Origin of the sequence: Mastigocoleus testarum BC008, from assembly GCF_001456025.1 — a bacterium.
Taxonomy (GTDB): domain Bacteria; phylum Cyanobacteriota; class Cyanobacteriia; order Cyanobacteriales; family Nostocaceae; genus Mastigocoleus; species Mastigocoleus testarum.
In genome coordinates this window covers 159,630-179,180 of record NZ_LMTZ01000035.1, presented here as the reverse complement: position 1 = coordinate 179,180, position 19,551 = coordinate 159,630, and the positions used below count along the sequence as shown (strand labels likewise).

The window sequence follows — 19,551 nt, the reverse complement described above, 5'->3', positions numbered from 1 at the left end:
TAAGACCTTGCCATTGGAATTGTCCAGACTAATCACTTCTCGATCTATCTTACCTTACGTCCTAACTAAGCTGGCGATTGCTATACTTCTTCGCTCACCTACCCACGTAAGGGACTTACGTTTGAAAGTTTTTAGCTCTCCGACGGTTAAATCTTCGCTGCAAGAGTGTTATCGTAAAGCTATGGCTCAGATAAATTCACAAAACTTTACCTATACACAGGATTAATTTAACAAACTGAGAACTTTGGTTTTCCGTGAGAAAATTCCGATAAGCATATTTACTTATTTGAAACTTGGTTTGATATTTAGCTGTTTATCATAAGAGCAAAATACAAAAAACAAATTTCTTCTCGTATTTTTAAGGTTGATGACTGATTTTCATGACTTAAACAATTTTAATAAAACTTACTAAATTTCTAATCATCTACAGGTATCGATTGAAAGACTACCGATAATCAAAGCTGATTAATTTTCTCCTAAATCTTTAGTCCAAAAACTGTTAAATCAAGGCAAGATGAAAATCAAAGAACCCGCTATGGATTGTCGAATTCTCTACGTCCGTCTCCCATGTAATCCTATCTTCCCAATTGGGGTCGTCTACCTTGCAGACCACGTACACAAATTATTTCCCGGAATCGAACAGCGAATCTTCGATTTGGGAACAATACCACCTTTAGATTATGCTTCTGCTTTAGAAAATTGTATTGATGAGTTTAAGCCATCTTTACTAATTTATTCTTGGCGAGATATTCACATTTTTGCTCCTGTAGGTGGACGAGGTGGCAATCCATTACAGTATTCTTTTGAGATTTTCTATGCCAAAAATCCCTTTGTGAAATTGCATGGTGCGTTGGGCGGCTTACAAATGCTCAAAAGTTTTTACACAGAACTTTGGCAAAACCAGAGTTTGATTAAACGTGGTTTAAAACGCGCTCAGCAATACAACAAAGATGTCCGCGTTATCGTTGGTGGTGGTGCGGTAAGCATATATTATGAGCAATTGAATAAAAGCCTCCCCAAAGGTTCGATAGTTTCCGTTGGTGAAGGGGAAGCACTACTCGAAAAACTCCTTAGCGGTCAAGACTTTAGTGACGAACGCTGCTATGTAGTAGGAGAAAATCAACCACGTCAACGATTAATTCACGAAGCACCAACTCCCCTAGAAAAAACAGCTTGTAATTACGAATATATCGAAAGTATTTGGCCAGACTTTAATTATTATCTGCAAGAAAGCGACTTCTACATTGGCGTACAAACTAAGCGTGGTTGTCCTCATAACTGTTGCTACTGCGTTTATACAGTAGTGGAAGGGAAACAAGTACGTATAAATCCTGCAGATGAAGTTGTTGCAGAAATGCGCCAACTATATGATCGGGGAATTCGCAACTTCTGGTTTACCGACGCTCAATTTATTCCAGCCAAAAGATTTATCGACGATGCAGTAGAACTATTACAAAAAATCGTTGATTCGGGAATGACGGACATTCATTGGGCAGCATATATCCGTGCTGATAACTTGACGCCTAAATTGTGCGAATTGATGGTAAAAACTGGAATGAACTATTTTGAAATCGGTATTACCAGTGGTTCCCAAGAGTTAGTCCGGAAAATGCGTATGGGTTATAACCTACGAACAGTTTTACAAAACTGTCGGGATCTCAAAGCTGCTGGTTTCAATGATTTAGTTTCTGTTAACTACTCCTTTAACGTCATTGACGAACGCATCGAAACAATTCGCCAAACCATAGCTTATCATCGGGAACTCGAACGAATTTTTGGTGCGGATAAAGTCGAACCCGCAATCTTCTTCATTGGACTACAACCCCATACCCACTTAGAAGAATACGCTTTTAAAGAGGATATTCTCAAACCAGGTTATAATCCCATGCTCCTGTTACCATGGACTGCAAGAAAACTACTTTGGAACCCAGAACCACTCGGCTCCTTCTTTGGCAAAGTCTGCTTGCAAGCCATGCGGGAAAATCCCAACGATTTTGGGCGGGAAGTTATGAATATTTTGGAAGCTAAACTGGGTTGTGCGCCATTGGAAGAAGCATTAACAGCACCAATCGAGCAAAAGTTAAAACCCAAACAACTGGCAAAAATATCTTAATTATTAAGTTATTCCCCGTGTAATTATTCCGTAAAGTCGGTGAAAATGTTCGTGCTCCTGTGTCTTTATGGTTGATTTATCTATGATAGGAAGTAGAAAGGATAGGAAGTAGAAAGATAAAATCATAAAGATACAGAGCGCCTACATACAGAGTTAAATCTTGAAAGTACCAAGTGAATGTAAAGACATTATTGTGGTATGTAACAAAAATCATTGGTATGGCAGTAAACTAAATTATTATGAGAAGACTTTTAATTTTTTCTAAATAGTTACTTTATTTAAATTTCTAAAAAGTTTATTTATTTCAAGTTGATTTACCATACCTATGTTAAAAGGCTCAATTCTCGACCAACTAGAAACGGCTCATCGCCATCAGAAAACATCATTAAAACTAGGAGTATATTACAAAAATACTCTTGTTTCTTTATGTCATGCCCTTGAAGATCATATTTTATCCGATGAGAGTTCGCCAATAGTTATTACAGCCTTTCAACAAGGTAAATGGTATCTCGAAGAGGCCGAAAGATATGCAGATATGGCTAAGCATTCTAGTCATATTGCGATTATGGCAGCACCGGATACAGTTTGGACAGAACATCCAACCAGTAAACTAGCCAATGTTGACTTGGTTCCTTTAGATACATCAGATCCTGTTGCCCAAGAATGGCACTTAATTATCCTATCCCCAAATTACACAGCAATGGTTCTGTGCCAAGAATTATCGCCAGAAGATTATGGAGCGGGAGGACAGCCGGAGTCAGATGTAGAACGAAAATTCTATGGTTTGTGGACATTTGAACCAACATTGGTTAAGCAAACAGCAGATTTAGCCATTAAGCATATTGGCAATTACAACCCCGAACTTCAGCAAAAACTTCTGCAAGCTCAGAAGAAAATTAAAACGGCGGTAGCTACCCCAGAAGAATATGCAACGGTGGTTTCTCGCGTTGTGGAATATCTACAAACTGGGCAAGAAAAACTTGGTACACCTACGGCTTTACGTCACGAAGCCTTAGATAGTAATTTAATTTCCAACGAAATTCAGGCATTTTTGCGCATGGCGCAATTAATGGATCAAGCTGATATTAATAATCCAATGGCTGCTGCAGAGGTAGTTTCCCTTGCAGAAACCTTAGCTCAACTTTTAGAATTACCAGCATGGCAAATTAAGCGACTACGACTTGCTGCTTGGTTGCATCGTATAGATCCATTACAAAGAAGTCAAAGCATTCTTACTCCTGGGGTTAGCACGCGTTATCAAGAAAATTCACCTAGCACTCCTTTGACTTGTCCCTTGGTACCGGGAGCGCAAGTTTTACGTAAAATGCCCCGGTTGCGTGCGATCGCCCAAATTATAACTCATCAAACAGAATGGTGGGATGGTACTGGAGAACCAGCAAGATTAACAGGGGATGAAATTCCCTTAGAATCGAGAATTTTAGCCTTAGTTTCAGATTTCCAATACCGAGTTAATCAGAAAAAAAATTCTGGACAAAGTAGAGAACAAGTTTTCACACAAGCCTTGGAAGAATGTAAGGAGCAACAATCTTACCGCTTCGATCCGAAATTAGTTGATGCTTTGACTCTGTTGGTTATGGGTTTACAGCAAGGACTAGAATTACCTACCAATACACCGAAATTTAGTTCCAGAATGTGGTTAATTGATTCTAAAGCCGATAGCGACGCTCGAGTTAGCGATCAAAAATTAGAATCAACAAAATTTGATTGAACTTGCTTGAATTTAATTTAATTTAATTTAATTTAATTTGCATTTAGGCTTTTATCTGGTTCTTCAACTGATTTGCTCCTAAATTCAATACACCCAGCAAAAATCAAATTTGCCGTATTTCAATTTTCCCTGTCGTCAAATTCCACATTTTGTAACCCCTACACAGCAAAGATCTCAGCCAATGTCAAAAGCCAGTAAATGTGTTATTTTATTTCATTGCAAGGGGGTTAATTAACGGTTTAATACTGTTGTTAGCGGATCCGGAGGTAGCGCAGCTAGAGGCTAGAGCTTTTACGGCATCGGCGGATCCGTGGGTAGCACAGCTATAGTCTCTGATTAAGGTCACCTTGCGGATCTGCCAACGTCGCAGACTCTAGCGTGACCACAGGTCATATTTTGACTTCCCCTTCTTGGGAGTTAGTATCTTATATTGGATACTTACCTTACACCCAGTGACGGGAACGTTGAGTTGTAGAAATTCTCACATTCTCATCTGACTTAATTTTTGATACAAGGTTAACCTTACTATCATTTTGAGCATAGGTAATATAACTTATCGAAAACTTTCTACTTTCAAAGTTAGTAGCTTGTGGTAAAACCCAATAAAGCACTCAATCAAAGTCAGTTAATAAAAAAATGAATATAGAAGCAATTAAATCTGGTCAATTAAAACAACTCCCCGGAGTAAATTTAGAAGATGAAGATTTATCGCAATTAGATTTAAATCGAATCAATTTAGCTGGTGCAAACCTTGTTGGTATAAATTTAACTAATTCTAATCTAGAAGGCGGACATCTAGAAGGCGCAAATTTAATGGGCGCAAATTTACATCAAGCAAATTTGCGAGCTAACTTTATGGGAGCTAATTTGATGCAAGCGGATTTAACTAGTGCGGACTTACGCGGTAGTAATTTGCGGGGAGCTAATTTTATGGGGGCTAGGCTCAATGATGTTTCTTTAACCGGAGCTTTTTTAAGTGGTACAAACTTAATGAACGTCAATTTACAAGGTGTTGATTTGCGAGGTGCAGACCTGCGAGGAGCTAATCTGACAGCAGCTAACCTTAAAGGCGCAGATTTAAGTGGTGCAGATTTACAAGGAGCCCTACTGGGAGAAGCAAATTTAGAAGAAGCTGACTTGCGTAAAGCCAACCTTGCAGGTGCAAACCTCACAGGGGCGAATTTACTCTGTGCAGAATTGGAAGGTACAAACCTCAAAGGAGTTAATCTGAATGGAGCTTGTTTGGCTGGAACTATTGCAACAGAAAATATTTCTTAAGTTCTCTCTTCACGATCATCGATTAAGTTCAATTTTTCTTTTGTAATAATTTTAACTACTTCTAAACACCTTCAAAAATCGCAAATTAAACAGTATTTGCCAATTTTTGAAGGTGTTTGAATATCTAGTAGAATTTACACAAAATTAACACAGCTAGGTCATTCATTATAGCCGCACCTTACAGTGTTAGTGGGTAAGCGCGTAGCTAGCGCAGCGTACCAGATCCTCAAGGTAGCGCAGCCCTAGGTATTGCCTACGGATCCGCTAACACATAGTTTTGATATGCGGTTAGTAACATTCAAGTTATGTCCTGCGCATACGCTTTGCTAACAAAAGTCAAACTGATAAGAGCTTAATTTTCTTTCATGAAAAATTTCAGGGAACATATACGGAGGAAAAAGCGTAATTATACCTGGAAGAAAACCATTACAGATACGATGAGTTTTAGCAAGTAAAAGTCTTTGAAGCCCAGAAATTTTTGTTAAAACTGCTATTCTTGCTGAAGATAGGTTTTAACAGGAACGAAAAAATTTGATACAAATAAGTTTATGGCTGTCCTATCCCGTGTGAAATCCCAGACTATACGTAAGCGGCTAAAGTTGTTTATCATTACTAGCACTGTAACTCTCAGTTGGTTAACTTTATTGCCAGTTAAATTAGTCCAATCAGAAACTTTATCACCTCAAAACTTACATATTCTCAAACTAAAGAATAGAGTTTTAAAAAGTACTAGTAATTTTACTTATAAAATTCAACCAAAATTTAAGTATGTTGGTAGTTTCTCTGAAGGATTGGCATCAGTATATATTGGTTACCGAAAAGGATATATTGACAAAAATGGTCGAGTAGCTATAAAACCACTTTTTGACGCCGCAGAAGAATTTTCTGAAGGGTTAGCACGGGTAAGCATCGGTGATAAGTGGGGTTACATCAATAGAAATGGCCAAATGGTAATTAAACCACAATTCGACTCTGCTGGAGAATTCTCCCAAGGTTTAGCAAAAGTTAGCAATGGTGATAAATGGGGCTATATCGACAGAGTTGGTCAAATAGTTATTAAGCCCAAGTTTAAAGCCGTAATGTCTTTTGCTGTAGATAACCAGGCAAAGGCTGTAAACAGACAAGCATTAGCTCCAGTCAAATTAGAACAGAAATGGGGTTACATCGACAAAAGCGGTAAATTTGTTATTCTTCCCAAGTTTAATCAAGCTTCTTACTTCTCTGAAGGCATGGCAGAAGTTAAATTAGGCGATAAATGGGGTTATATTGACCAAAGTGGTAAGTTAATTGTTCAACCTATATTTACTCAAGCATGGAAATTTTCTGAAGGCTTAGCCTTAGCTAGTATCAATCACCACTGGGGTTATATTGATAAAACTGGTAAATTTGCGATCAAGCCAGTATTTCAGGATGCAGGAATATTTTCCGAGGGGTTAGCCTACGTATGGAAAGAAGGCAAATATGGCTACATTACTAAAACAGGTCAAATGGCTATTCCAGCTAAATTTGACGATGTTGGTATTTTCTCCCAAGGATTAGCACGGGTAAACATAAATGATAAATGGGGATACATTGATACTACTGGTCAAATAGTTATCGAACCCCAATTCGATCATGCCACTGATTTTACAGTTGATAGATTGGGTGTTGACCAAAAAGTAAAACTTGCGTGGGTCAAAATTGGTTCCCAATGGGGTTACATTAGTACTTCTACAAATTAAAAATAGCAGAAAAGAAGCTAAAACTAAATTTTGAAGTTTGTATGCAACTATTAAATTGCAGCAAATCTTAATTTACTATTTTGATTACTAAATTAAGACTTTTGGGATTTATCTTAAGAATTTTATACCCAGTTAGGAGCTTAAAGATTTGAGAGTTTTGAGCGATAGCTCATTCTCATCCACAAAGTCAAAATCGTCAGACCTACCAAACCCATGATTCCAGCCAAAGGGTTATTATTAACGCCTGTAAACCATGTTGGTACAGAACCAGAGTATTCGATTAGTTTGCCAACATTAATAATGTAATAACCCCAAACTAAACCTCCATGAATCCCTATTGATAAACCGAGACGTCCTCGAGAACTTCGTTTTGCAAAAGCAGAAGCTAAACTTAATAGAAGTAAACCTAAAAATTGTGGCGAACTTTGGATTACTTCTGGAAGGGGCTTGATAAAATGAGCAACGGCAAATATAAGAGAACTACTCCAAAGCACCACAGAAGGTTTATAGTCTCTTTGGAGTTCATCATATATAAATCCGCGAAAAAATAACTCCTCTGCGAGCGCTACCCCTAAACCAGTAAGCGATCCTTCTAAAATAAGTTTTAGCAAGGAAATAGATGGTTCTTGCCATACTAACCAACCCATTATCCCTTGCAAAGAAAATAAAATTAAAATATTGATTACCCCAATAGCCAAACCCCGTAACAACTCAACACCATTACGGCGACTAAACTCTAAACCGTAATACTCAAATATACGTTTTTGTTGGCAAACGTACTTACCCCAAATAGGCAAAAACAGAAAAAACCAAATTGCCAAGGGTACCATTGTTACAATCGTTTGCAGGTTACTGTCATCAACCAAAAAATAAATTAATGCTGCATATGGTAACCATGGCAAACATAGAAATAAAATAAAACTACCCAGTCTGATCCCAAAAGAGCGCTGGGCTAAAATTGCAAAGTATTTTTTCATGACAAGTTACAGCGATCGCAAAACTAATAATAACGAAATCAATAAACATTAACGCTTATTTATTAATGATTTTTTCTTGGCATGTTTTAGCTTGACGCCAAGGAAGTTATTACAGTTTCACAATCCCAAGCAACTAAATCCTAATCTTCCGGTTCGATCGTACTAGTCAAACCATTTTCTTTTAAAGTCTCACTGTAAAACTCCGCATGCTCCAGTGCGCAAGTAATTACTAATGCTACGCCACTAGTATGAGCTTCCATCATTATGCTTACTGCTTGTGGCTGAGTGAGACTTGGTACTGTCGTTAACAGTACTTGGACCACATATTCCATACTATTAAATGGATCGTTATGAAGCAGAACGCGGTACCGAGGCGCTATCTTTCTCGACGTAGAACGCTTTTCTATAGTTTCGACTGACACGGCTCTTTACTTTTTTTTCAGTAGATGTACGACAAGAAGGCTGATGTTTTATGGTTACTTAACACTTTTTAACTTATCTTATAACATTTTAACCATGAATCTTGTTTTCACAAAATGTATCCACTGTCTTGAAAATTTGTGTTTTCTCAATATAGCGATAAGACTAGAATATTATGACCTCGAAGTTTGCTTCAAACCACATATGCGCAAACAAAAATTTCTAAAACTCAAGGTACAAAAGCAGTTCCCAGCACTAAAACGCTAGCAGATTTTTTTATTTTCACTCAAACACCTTACTTAGCCTATCTAAAATTATTAATATTTCCTCGCGATATTTAGTAATAATACAATTAATAATATGACCCAAAAATTTCAAGCGGGACAAATTGTGTATTTACAGGAAGGTGATACTCGTCTGTATGCAGAGGTCATTCAGGTTGTTGCTTCCCGTCAGTTGTGTTGGGTACGTCCTTTGTTTCTAGAAGTAAAATCTGGTGATGAGGAACCACAGATAACTGGCCTTCAAGAAGCTTTTGACTTATTATGGTCTATCAGTTTATTTTATCCTGCTTTGGATGTAGAAGTAATAAACTCGATCTGTCAAATTTCCCAAGAAGGGTCAAAAAGCGAAATGACTCCCAGCATTTGCAAGCAAAAACTCAACGAATTTATTCATCGTGTTTGGCAAAGCCAGAAAAATGCTAACCTCTCTGACGAAAAATGATTATCGAATTGACCTATCGCTGTAGTTCCAGACTGCTAAATGCAATTACGATGAAAATAGATATTATAAATAAGCCTAAAATCAAATTATTATTTTTGTGTCTATTTAAACCGAAATAATATTTTTAAATTTTATTCAACTCTCTTTCTAAATTAAATGTAGAATGAGTAAATAAAAATGAAACTAGAATAAGTAAAATATCATCTAGCATACAAAAATTATTAGACAGTAAGTATTTAACAATTTTACAAAATATGTTGATAAATATATTTACTGAGAAAATGTCTCATATATTATAACAACTACTACATATCTGATATATATATTATCCCAAAATATAATTTAATAATTGTTCCAGAACTTCAACTAGATTCGGATGATTTAAATTCATCTAAATCTTCCTCAAATACTTCTGCATAGAGCTATTCTACCAGCATCCATCTCTGCCATTAATAGCTCTAAAGCTTCGTAGTCAACGTCAGAAATATAACCCCGAGTAGTCAATTCCAAATTAATCTCATTCTCGATTTCTAGTGTTAATTTTTTGATATCTAGTGCTCTAGCAACTAGTTGACGAATAGCGTATTTAGTTTCCATAAAAAATAAGTAAAGTGTATTTAATACTAATTATCCAAGCATGACTTCAGTATAAAACGCGATCGAGATCTCAGATAAACAGTGACATGAATCACAAACAAGACGAATATACTTGTAATACTTAGGTTTATGCAATTACGATTTATCCTTGACAGCAGCAGATTTTAGGCTTTCTTAATCTTAATTTAGCTATGTGTTTAACTAGAATAATATGTTACACCCAATCATTTAAATTTGTTTCTACTCAATCTAACAAAAAGTATACGGTAATACTTTTGGGGATAGAATTATAACAATCTTTAAACAGAGCCATTAGACTAATAAAGATTCCGCAAAGAGGTGTAAGACGAATGGTCGATGTGAACATAAAAAGATTATGGTCAAATACATCTAACCTGTTTTTTTTTGACGCCTCTGATAGGAATTGACTATGCAAGCAGTACTTAGCCATACCACAGTTGCAATTATTAAACCCCAAGATAATTTAAATGCTGTTAACGCTTTGGAATTTGAGCGTGACTTAACAACAGCTTTAAGACACGAGAACAATCAAATTTTGCTAGTAAATCTAGAAAAAGTGGAACTATTAGATAGCTCTGGATTAATGTCATTGGTATCTGCACTTAAGTTAGCTCAAAACTTGGGAAAGCGTTTGGGTTTATGTTGCGTATCCCCATCTATCAAAATTATTTTTGAACTTACTCAATTAGATCGAGTGTTCGAAATTTTTGAAAACCAAAAAATATTATTCAGTGCATAATTCACAGATATCACAATGATATTTGCGCCGTTGTGTAAACATCAACACCTAAAATAAAAAAAAACTCTGGAATTTAACTGATTTCCATATCTTCAGACACTTAATAAATGCTAAGGTTGGTAGTGATTAGCTGTAAGTTAGCACGCAGATTAGCACAGTGTCTGTTGCAGTAGAAAAATTAATTACACCGGATATTGCGAAGCCAGCTCGCTATTTAGGTAACGAGCTTGGGTCAGTACACAAACCTTGGGATGAAGCTGAAATTCGCTGGGTTTTAACCTACCCAGAAGTTTATGAAGTCGGTGCATCCAATTTGGGTCACATCATCCTCTATAACATCATAAATTCCCAGCCTCGGCAGTTGTGCGATCGCTCTTACCTACCAGGAAAAGACCTGGCGGGTAAATTGCGAAGCACGAATACACCTTTGTTTGCTGTCGAATCGAAACGAGATTTAAAGGAATTTGATATTCTTGGCTTTAGTCTCAGTTATGAACTGGGAGCGACAAACATCTTAGAAATGTTAGATTTAGCGGGAATCCCTTTAACATGGGAGGAACGAAATCAGGGAAATCATTTCCCCTTGATATTTGCAGGTGGACAAACCGCAACATCTAACCCCGAACCCTATGCCGACTTTTTTGATTTCTTTGCCTTGGGAGACGGTGAAGAATTATTACCAGAAATCGGCTTAATTTTAGAAGAAGGTAAAAGAGCTAAAATTAGCCGCAAAGAATTATTATTAGATTTGGCACAAGTCCCTGGCGTCTACGTTCCGCAGTTCTATGAAATGAACCCTGACGGGTCAGTTACTCCTAAGCGCCCCGATGTACCAAAGCGAATTATTCGCCGTGTTGCAACCCCAATACCGGCTTACTCTATTGGACTGGTCCCTTATGTAGAAACAGTCCACGAACGCTTAATAGTTGAAATTCGCCGGGGTTGTACCCGTGGTTGTCGCTTTTGTCAGCCAGGAATGCTTACCCGACCTGCACGGGATGTCGCACCAGATAAAGTGGTTGATGCGATTGAGAAGGGAATGCGCCAAACAGGTCATAGAGAATTTTCCCTACTGTCTCTGAGTTGTTCTGATTATTTGTCCTTACCTGCGGTAGGGACGGAAATTAGAAATCGCCTCAAAGATGAAAATATTTCTCTTTCTCTTCCTTCTCAAAGAGTTGATAGATTTGACGAAAATATTGCTCGTATTCTTGGCGGTACCCGACAAGGAGGACTAACTTTTGCTCCAGAAGCGGGAACCCAAAGAATGCGCGATATCGTTAATAAAGGCTTGACCAACGAAGAATTACTCAGGGGTATCAAAACTGCCAGGGAGCAAGGTTGGGATAAAATTAAGCTTTATTTTATGATTGGTTTACCTGGAGAAACAGATGTTGATGTATTAGGTATAGCCGAAACAGTAAGATGGCTCAGAAGAGAATGCTGGGCTAAGGGTAGAAAAACACTTTCGTTTAATTTGACTGTCTCTAATTTTACTCCTAAACCCCATACGCCATTTCAATGGCATTCGGTTTCTACTTCCGAGTTTAAACGCAAACAAGACATCCTGAGGCAAGAATTTCGCCGCATGAAAGGAGTAAAAGTCAACTTTACCGATGTACGGATTTCAGCGATGGAAGATTTCATTGGTCGAGGTGATCGCTCCTTAGCTCCAGTCTTAAAGCGTGCTTGGGAATTAGGAGCAGGTATGGATTCTTGGTATGAAAGTCTAGATAAAGCTTTTGCTGCTTGGGGAGAAGCCATTGCTGAATCTGGATTGGATTGGAAATATCGCCAAGTTGAAAATGGTGAATGGAATGTAATGGAAGGCGAAGGTAAAGATTCCGACCATCGGCTTGATGCACCTTTACCCTGGGACCACATAGATACAGGAATTGATAAAAGGTGGCTCAAGGAAGATTTGCAACGTGCCTTAGAAGCGATCGTAGTACCCGATTGTTCCTTTGATGGTTGTTCCCATTGCGGTGTTTGCAGTCCCGAATTTGGTCATAATATTGCGATCAAGGCACCACTAATCCCAGAATTTTCCGGTGATTTTGTGCCCAATACAACTAAAGCTCAAAAAATACGAGTTTGGTTTGGCAAGCAAGATGATATGGCGTTGATTGGTCACCTAGATTTAATGCGGTTGCTTGATCGAGCCGTGAGACGTGCCAAATTACCCATATCTTTTACCGGCGGGTATAATCCACAACCTAGAATATCTCCAGCTAATGCTTTACCTTTGGGTGTTACAAGTAGCGGCGAAATTGTTGATTTTGAATTGACTGAGGCAATTGATGTAGAAGTATTTCGTCAAAAACTAACTCAAATACTACCTGTAAATATTCCGGTATATAAAGTTATCCAACTGGATGTAAAATCCGAAAAAGCAGCCCAAGTTCTAGAATCTGCTGAATATCAAATAACAATAGCTGCTCTCAATACACAGCCAAATGTTACACAATGGCAAAATTGGGTTGACATAATTAACAGTAAGGACGAAATATTATGGGAACAAACAACTAAATCAGGCAAAACTTACTTGGTAAATCTGTGCGAACGCTTATTGGAATTAGAATTAATCCCAGAGAATAGTAACTTCTGTGATTCAACAGCAGTTTTACGCTATTTAGGAAAATGGCGTAACGATGGCACAATGTTGCGTCCCAACCAAATCTTGTTTATGCTAGAGCAAGTAGCTTCCGAAGAATTTCAACTGCTACACATTCACCGCAATCGGCTAGTTTTAGCGGTTTAAGGTTTACTGAGGGCAATTGGAACTAAGTTGCCCTCAGGTAGTGCATAAGCAAATAATTGATTTTTGACAAGGTTGCGTTAGAATGATATGAAGAGAAATTTTCTGGCGCTGCATTGAGTAAGCTGATTCACTAACCTGACATTCAGGATACGGAAGCAAAATATTAGAGTGCAAATTCCCGGATTTGACCCCAGGAAACTTGAAGCAGATTGACAAACACTCTTTAAAAATAGCTACGAGTGAATCGGCAACCAAACAAGCGACTGGGTCGGCTTCTCTAATTATTTCTCCGAGTATATGCTTTTTCAAACAACAGTGGAAAGCTCTGGCCAAAGATTGGAAAGAGCATTTAATCAAAAATTAACCACGGACGGGTATTTAATTGCTTAGAAAATTTTATGCAGCCGTTGTGGAATAATCAAGCGTGTGAGCGTCAAGACAACGTCAACCGCTTGCCAAATTTGAGAGCAAAAAAGTGTAATTTTTACTACCAGCAGAACCAGGCTTGTAAGGGCGAACTCGAACAATCAACCCCCATGTCTATTTGTGCTGCCAATTTTTGAGGGAATTGAATGACAAAACAAATTATTATCGCCGAACAGCATCAGATTGCTGCTGTATTTTCTGAAGACCAAATACAAGAATTGGTTGTTGCTACGGGTCATCACCAAATTGGTGATATTTACTTAGGTGTAGTAGAAAATGTATTACCTGGGATAGATGCAGCCTTTGTAAATATAGGTGACCCAGAACGTAACGGTTTTATTCATGTAACCGATCTCGGACCACTCAGACTTAAGCGCAGTTCGGCTGCAATTACGGAATTATTGGCACCACAGCAAAAAGTTCCAGTACAGGTAATGAAAGAGCCAACTGGAACCAAAGGTCCAAGATTGACGGGAAATATTACTTTACCCGGGCGTTACGTTGTTCTCATGCCTTATGGACGCGGTGTAAATTTATCCCGTCGAATCAAAAATGAAAATGAACGCAACCGTTTGCGAGCACTAGCAATTTTGATTAAACCTGCTGGCATGGGTTTGTTAGTACGAACTGAAGCCGAAGGCAAGCCAGAAGAAGCGATTATTGAAGATTTAGAATCTTTGCAAAGACAATGGGAAACCATTCAGCAAGAAGCTCAATCTACCCGCGCACCAGCATTACTCAATCGAGATGATGATTTCATCCAAAGGGTACTACGAGATATGTACGGTGCCGATGTTAACCGAATTGTGGTTGATTCAAGTACTGGGTTAAAACGAGTCAAACAATACTTACAAAATTGGAGTGGCGGACAAACACCACAAGGTTTATTAATCGATCACCACCGCGATCGCAGCGATATTTTGGAATATTTCCGCATTAATGCTGCAGTTAAAGAAGCTCTGAGACCGAGAGTAGATTTACCATCTGGAGGTTATGTAATTATTGAACCGACAGAAGCACTAACCGTAATCGATGTTAACTCGGGTTCCTTTACACGTTCTGCAACAGCAAGAGAAACAGTTTTGTGGACTAATTGTGAAGCTGCAACGGAAATTGCCCGTCAATTACGCTTGCGTAATATCGCCGGTGTAATTGTTGTTGATTTTATTGATATGGAATCGCGGCGCGACCAACTGCATGTCCTAGAGCATTTTAATAAGGCACTCAAAGCAGACAAAGCCCGTCCCCAAATCGCTCAGCTTACAGAACTGGGTCTAGTAGAGCTTACGCGTAAGCGTCAAGGACAAAATATTTATGAATTATTTGGTAAGACTTGTTCCACATGTGGTGGTTTAGGTCATATTGTCAGACTACCTGGTGAAACTGAAACTCCAGAAGTTGTAGCTCCAACCGAAGTACCGCCAGAACGTTTTGTTTCCTTACCCCATAAAGAACCCCGCTTACCTGCTGCTCGCATTAATGAACCACGGGAATCTTACGAAGGATTTAATGACGGATTTGATAACGAATCTGAGTTAGCAGCCTTGAATTTGGTTAACCATCCGAGCTATCACGAACTTGGTGATAGTAGTAAACGTCGCGTCCGTCGTCGTCGTAATGGTGTCAATGGGACTAATGGCAAAGAGGAACTACGGCTTAATAATAATTCTCCAATCTTGGCTAATGACCAAGATGGGGACATAGATGCAGAATTAGCTTCAGAAGCTACTTTTGGTAAAGCCGGTTGGGGCGATCGCCTCCCCCCTGCTAATAGAGTAAGTAAAATAGAATCTGTTAAATCAGTCGTCGAACCACCAGAAATTGTTTCTGTGGAGATGTCATCGGAAGAACAAGACGTTTATGCGCTAATGGGAGTATCACCTTTAGTACTTTTAAATCGTGAAGTAAAAAATCCCAAGTCTGTAATTATCAATGTAACCCAGCCCGGACAAGCTTCTACAGCAACATCAGAAAATCCAGAACCTACTATTGCGCCAAAACCTGTAAAAAATTCCGATGAAGTAGAAACCCCAGCACCTACAAAGGTTGAATTGGAAGAAAGTAGTACAGCAGAGGTAACTCCGGTAATTGCTTCAAAACCAAAACCAGAACCAGAACCAGAACCTGAGCCAGAACCAGAACCTGAGGTTATTAGTGCATCTAGCAGTACCGGTATCAAACGTCGCCGTCGCCGTCGTTCATCTGCTACAGAAAGTGAATAAAAATCGGCTTGAAGCATAAATAATTCTTATGGCTGATAGGCAAAAATCTGTTTTTGGCATGGGCTCCCAAACATCCACAAGCGATTCCCAGTGGCTGGAGTTATCCCCTTCATCTAAATTGCCTGAAATTGTTGCAGGCGTTGATGAGGCGGGAAGAGGTGCATTATTTGGACCTGTAGTTGCTGCTGCTGTCGTACTCCCACAAACTGCTTTTCCGGAGTTGATTAGTGCAAAAATCAATGACAGTAAAAAGCTGAGTGCTACTCGTCGAAGTAAATTAGCTGAGCAAATTTATGAGTTGGCATTAGATTGGAAAATTGGCTGTGCTTCTCCCACAGAAATTGACGAAATAAATATTCTGCAGGCATCTTTATTAGCCATGAGACGAGCAATCACGAGGCTCGAAATTCAGCCGGAAATTTGTTTGATTGATGGCAATCAAATGATAAAAGATCTACCCCAACAACAGCAACAAACAATAGTTAAGGGAGATTCTAAATCGCTCCAAATTGCTGCTGCTAGTATTGTGGCGAAAGTTTGGCGCGATGAGATAATGATAAAAATGGCATTGAAATACCCCATGTATGGCTTAGATAAGAATAAGGGATACGGTAGTAAAATTCACCTGATAGCATTAGAGCAACATGGGCCTTCGCCTTGGCACCGTCATTCTTTCAGCCCTTGTCAAAAACAAATGAAGATAAATCTAGAGATATAGCTAATTGCGATGCTTCAAATCAAAAATAAAGTGATAATTATTCCAATTTCAAGCTAGAAAATTCAGTGCTGTCACTGTCAATTCTTTGTCCCTGTGTTTGAGACTTAACCCAGGAATGATAATCATTCAAAAGCTGATTGAGTAATCTTTGCTTGATTGTCATTAAGACGCTTTTGAGCAGGGCATTTCCAGTTTTTTCCATAATCAATTGGGGAGTGAAAGAAAATGGCGGTGGCAGTTCTAATCTAACTTCTAGATTGGCATTGCCCTTAAGGTAAGTAACACCATTGCGCTGTATAGGTAATAAATATCCTTTTAAATTTAGGTTAAAACGCTGGTTAATGTAATCTAAACCAAGGATTTTACAAGCAATTGATTCTAGGTTGATTGTGCCGTTTGATTGTGCCCATACCTTCATGTCTACGGTTGGTTGAATTTTTACAGACATAAAATGTAAAGGACGCATTTTTAAACGAAAAACTTCTCTACTCAGTTGTTCAACCCGCTTTTGATCGACTAAAGCATTAACTAATCTTTGTGGCTGACGCAAGTAATGCTCAACGGGAATAGCTTGCCGGGTAACAGTAATTTCTACTGACTCGGAAGCAAAAAACTTGGTCGCCATAATTTAATAACCATAACTATTTAATTATTCTAATATTTTTTAATACATGATTAATAAAAAATATTTAATGTATTTTTCACTGTTGAAATGTGATGTTTTGCTATACTTTGTCATTAAGTAGATGCTGAGATAGCATTGCTCTAAAAAGCTGCAAATATCTTTATCTTTAAAATTAATACCTCAGAATTAAAATACTAATAAATATCTGGAAATTTTGTCACAAGTAGTAATAAGTGATTTATGTAATGTCTGGATACAGTTAAATGCTCGAGCAAAAAGTTTATATATACTATTTAAATAATGCATGTTTGCAACCTTGATTATATTTACAATTTTCGAAATATATATAAGCAAAAAATACTAAGGAAAAAATAAGTAATAGTGAGTAGGGCGATAATTGTTCATTACACTGGAACTACTTTTCTATAGTTATTTTCATATAAATGGCTAACAATTATTCCATAACCTGTTCACAAACTGAATATGATTGTTGTAATATTCATTTTGAATTTGGGAAAAAAAGTGGAGATTTTGTAATTGAAAACTCAATGAAAATATTTCAAGATCCGAGGTTTGTATCGGCTCCACTCCAAGATAAGTAATCAAAAACTGCTAAACATTTCATAACTATAATAATGAACAAGCGCATTCATCTATTGTTATTGTTGGCATGGATAATTATTGGTAGTTGTCTGCGCTTTATCGGCTTAGAAAAATTACCACCTTGGACTGATGAATGTGCCACCATAGTTTTCAGCTTGGGTAACACATTTCGTCACGTACCCCTCAATCAAATTATTAATGCGGATGTCTTGTTGCAACCATTGCAAGTAATATCCAATACAGAAATTAGTGATGTTACCGAACGCTTATTTAGTGAAAGTACACACCCACCTATATATTTCATTATTAATCACTTGTGGATGAAAATTTTTTCACCACCAGGAGAATTAGCATCTATTTTTGCGGCGCGATCGCTGAGTGCCATATTAGGAATTATATCCATTCCAGCAATGTTTGGTTTCGGATATATAGTTTTTCGTTCGGCTTTAGTAGGACATATAGCGGCTGCGTTAATGGCTGTCTCTCCCTACAATATATTTTTAGCTAGGGAAGCACGTCATTATACCCTAGTTATTTTGTTGCTAATTGCTTCTTTGTCTTGTTTCATGAAAGCAATTGAAGTGACTCGTAATCATCGACGCCTACCAATTTGGGTGGGGTTAACTTGGGTTATAGTCAATGCTTTGGGAATTGCAACCCATTTTTTCTTTAGCTTGGCACTGTGCGTTCAAGGTTGTGTATTGCTCTTATACATTGCAAAGCAAATCAAAAGTAATAAGTGGGTGTCAATACGTTTAAACTGGTTACGTATGTTGGGAGTTGCTTTTGGAACCTTTAGTGCTTCTATAGTATGGTTACCAATTTTAACAAAGATTCGTGGAAATGAGCTTACCACTTGGGTCTCTGATGGAAGTCCGCATTTCATAGAACCGATTTGGCGACTTTTTCTATGGATGATAAGTATATTTGTATTGCCTCCGTCAGCAATTTCTATTGTACCTATTTGGATTGTGGTAATTTCTGGTGTATTTACACTACTGTTTTTAGGTTGGGTAATTTATAACATCAGATGTACTTTACAAGCTCAACAATTAAATTCAACATCTGCCGTTATTAGTAATTCCTTAAAAGAATACATTATCGGGGCAATATTTTTATTTTTAAGCTTTAGTTACTTTCTAGGTATAGATTTAACTTTAGCACCGCGCTTCCAATTTATTTATACACCCACAGTTATACTTGTCTTTGCAGCGGCTTTAGCTATTTGCTGGCAGGAAGGAAAAAACTTTCATTCCCAAAATCATCAATTCTTTTCGGCTATTAACAAGAGAGTGTTGGTGGGAATTATTGCTTTTATGTCCCTTTTGGGAGGAGTAACAGTTGTTGGGAATATTGGCTACTTGCAGCATCATCGTCCCGATATCCTTGCTCCAACGATCTACAAAGCTTCCCAATCCCCAGCTATCATCGCTACCAGTCACAAACATCACGGACAAACTGGAAGAATGATGGGTTTAGCACTAGAATTTAAACGCTTATCTGGTGATAAATTTTCTAGTAATGATTGGCAGTTTTTCTTAGTACACAAAGATTTTCAAACAGACTCTTACAGTGAGGGGATGGAAATACTTAATAAACAACTTACTCAAGTACCTCGCCCTTTGGATTTGTGGTTAGTTAACTTTCGCACAAAAATGGATTTAGAATCTCAAAATTGTTTTCTTGACCCTAAATATAATTCATATGCTGGTGAATACAAATATAAGCTCTACCGTTGTGCTGCCAATAATTAATGCTTTCATATTGTGATATTTAGTAGTTATTTATAGCACCAAAATTGATTAATTATTCGAAAGATTTTTGGCCAATCTGTAACATGAATTTAGGGCTCAAATATATTAGTGCATCTGGCGA

At 37.9% G+C, this 19,551-nt stretch carries 15 protein-coding genes; 11 read left to right on the top strand and 4 right to left on the bottom strand.

The window, feature by feature from the left end; translation table 11 throughout:
- From BC008_RS51200 to BC008_RS07520, 5 genes are all read left to right on the top strand, one after another.
- A partial coding sequence (locus BC008_RS51200; protein WP_235595816.1) for a hypothetical protein occupies positions 1 to 226 on the top strand: 226 nt, incomplete at its 5' end.
- A 288-nt stretch (positions 227 to 514) separates the two neighbouring features.
- Positions 515 to 2,113, top strand: a complete 1,599-nt coding sequence (locus BC008_RS07535) for a photosystem II high light acclimation radical SAM protein (protein WP_027840943.1) — start codon at positions 515 to 517, stop codon at positions 2,111 to 2,113.
- 325 nt (positions 2,114 to 2,438) lie between these two features.
- A complete protein-coding gene (locus tag BC008_RS07530; protein WP_027840942.1) occupies positions 2,439 to 3,842 on the top strand; it encodes a DICT sensory domain-containing protein in 1,404 nt (467 codons plus the stop codon).
- Between the two features lie 636 nt (positions 3,843 to 4,478).
- Positions 4,479 to 5,120 (top strand): pentapeptide repeat-containing protein, encoded by a 642-nt coding sequence (locus tag BC008_RS07525; protein ID WP_027840941.1) that lies wholly within the window; start codon positions 4,479 to 4,481, stop codon positions 5,118 to 5,120.
- Between the two features lie 548 nt (positions 5,121 to 5,668).
- A complete protein-coding gene (locus BC008_RS07520) occupies positions 5,669 to 6,841 on the top strand; it encodes a WG repeat-containing protein (RefSeq protein ID WP_058183386.1) in 1,173 nt (390 codons plus the stop codon).
- A gap of 140 nt (positions 6,842 to 6,981) precedes the next feature.
- On the opposite strand, the gene BC008_RS07515 is transcribed toward BC008_RS07520, so the two are convergent.
- Positions 6,982 to 7,818, bottom strand: coding sequence for a CPBP family intramembrane glutamic endopeptidase (locus tag BC008_RS07515; protein ID WP_027840940.1), 837 nt, complete (start codon positions 7,816 to 7,818; stop codon positions 6,982 to 6,984).
- 140 nt (positions 7,819 to 7,958) lie between these two features.
- Positions 7,959 to 8,240, bottom strand: a complete 282-nt coding sequence (clpS, locus tag BC008_RS07510) for an ATP-dependent Clp protease adapter ClpS (RefSeq protein ID WP_058183385.1) — start codon at positions 8,238 to 8,240, stop codon at positions 7,959 to 7,961.
- A gap of 358 nt (positions 8,241 to 8,598) precedes the next feature.
- On the opposite strand from clpS, the gene BC008_RS07505 reads away from it, so the two are divergent.
- Positions 8,599 to 8,964, top strand: a complete 366-nt coding sequence (locus tag BC008_RS07505; RefSeq protein WP_036264485.1) for a hypothetical protein — start codon at positions 8,599 to 8,601, stop codon at positions 8,962 to 8,964.
- Positions 8,965 to 9,366: 402 nt separating this feature from the next.
- Here BC008_RS07505 and BC008_RS07500 read toward each other — a convergent pair whose 3' ends face one another.
- Positions 9,367 to 9,561 carry a hypothetical protein gene (locus BC008_RS07500; RefSeq protein WP_027840938.1) on the bottom strand — a complete coding sequence of 65 codons (195 nt, stop codon included), beginning with the start codon at positions 9,559 to 9,561 and terminating at the stop codon, positions 9,367 to 9,369.
- Positions 9,562 to 9,991: 430 nt separating this feature from the next.
- On the opposite strand from BC008_RS07500, the gene BC008_RS07495 reads away from it, so the two are divergent.
- From BC008_RS07495 to BC008_RS07480, 4 genes are all read left to right on the top strand, one after another.
- Positions 9,992 to 10,321 (top strand): STAS domain-containing protein, encoded by a 330-nt coding sequence (locus BC008_RS07495; RefSeq protein ID WP_027840937.1) that lies wholly within the window; start codon positions 9,992 to 9,994, stop codon positions 10,319 to 10,321.
- Between the two features lie 157 nt (positions 10,322 to 10,478).
- Positions 10,479 to 13,082, top strand: coding sequence for a TIGR03960 family B12-binding radical SAM protein (locus tag BC008_RS07490; RefSeq protein WP_027840936.1), 2,604 nt, complete (start codon positions 10,479 to 10,481; stop codon positions 13,080 to 13,082).
- A gap of 572 nt (positions 13,083 to 13,654) precedes the next feature.
- A complete protein-coding gene (locus tag BC008_RS07485; protein ID WP_027840935.1) occupies positions 13,655 to 15,730 on the top strand; it encodes an Rne/Rng family ribonuclease in 2,076 nt (691 codons plus the stop codon).
- A gap of 28 nt (positions 15,731 to 15,758) precedes the next feature.
- Positions 15,759 to 16,448 carry a ribonuclease HII gene (locus BC008_RS07480; RefSeq protein WP_058183384.1) on the top strand — a complete coding sequence of 230 codons (690 nt, stop codon included), beginning with the start codon at positions 15,759 to 15,761 and terminating at the stop codon, positions 16,446 to 16,448.
- Positions 16,449 to 16,485: 37 nt separating this feature from the next.
- Here BC008_RS07480 and BC008_RS07475 read toward each other — a convergent pair whose 3' ends face one another.
- On the bottom strand, positions 16,486 to 17,073 hold the full coding sequence (locus tag BC008_RS07475; protein WP_027840933.1) for a DUF1997 domain-containing protein: 588 nt from the start codon (positions 17,071 to 17,073) through the stop codon (positions 16,486 to 16,488).
- A 635-nt stretch (positions 17,074 to 17,708) separates the two neighbouring features.
- Here BC008_RS07475 and BC008_RS07470 point away from each other — a divergent pair.
- Entirely contained in the window at positions 17,709 to 19,430 is a 1,722-nt protein-coding gene (locus tag BC008_RS07470; RefSeq protein WP_058183383.1) for a glycosyltransferase family 39 protein, read from the top strand.
- The last annotated feature ends 121 nt before the right edge of the window (positions 19,431 to 19,551 follow it).